The organism is Mesorhizobium sp. M7A.F.Ca.CA.004.04.2.1 (assembly GCF_004022825.1).
Classification (GTDB): domain Bacteria; phylum Pseudomonadota; class Alphaproteobacteria; order Rhizobiales; family Rhizobiaceae; genus Mesorhizobium.
In genome coordinates this window covers 1-609 of record NZ_RZPH01001678.1, presented here as the reverse complement: position 1 = coordinate 609, position 609 = coordinate 1, and the positions used below count along the sequence as shown (strand labels likewise).

Annotated in this window: 1 pseudogene; it reads right to left on the bottom strand. The window is 57.3% G+C overall.

Annotated features, from left to right (window positions below):
- Positions 1-202 (bottom strand): annotated as a pseudogene (locus EN893_RS36935) (glycosyltransferase family 39 protein); the annotation flags it as partial.
- Positions 203-609 lie beyond the last annotated feature (407 nt).

Sequence of the window (609 nt, the reverse complement as noted above, 5' to 3'; positions counted from 1 at the left end):
ATTGCAGCCAGTAGATGCCGATCGGCTTCTTGTAGCGCGAGGCATCCTGAAAACGGATGTCGACATAGTCGGAGGTTTCGACCATCTGCTTGGTGGCCTGGACAAAACGGGATTCGTCCCGGTCGACGGGTGGAAGGCTCGCCAGTCCGCTGAAAGTCATCAGCACGCTGAACAGAAAGAGAAAAAGATAGTTCCTGTTCATCGCGGAGCTTTCCGGATCTGATCTGCGGGATGGCCCCGTCGCGGCGCCTCAGGCCCTGCCCTGCGCGGCGCCTCAATACGCCAGCCCAAACGACGAAGCAAGGATTCGCAAATGCCATCCGCGCGGGCACCAAAACCGGAAACCACTTTTGCTGATCGCTGGACCTTTGTCTGGCGCACGATCAGTCGCAAAACCGGAAACCACTTTTGCTGATCGCGCTTGGATGCTAAACGCCCGCGTTCATGCACACCCGAGCCACGCTGGCCGGACGCTTTCGGGAAAGAAAAAATGCCTGCCTTCAAATCGGATTTCCTGCGCACGATGAGCGAGCGCGGTTTCATCCACCAGACTTCGGATGATGCCGGTCTCGACACTATCTTCGCCAAGGAAACGGTGACGGCCTATAT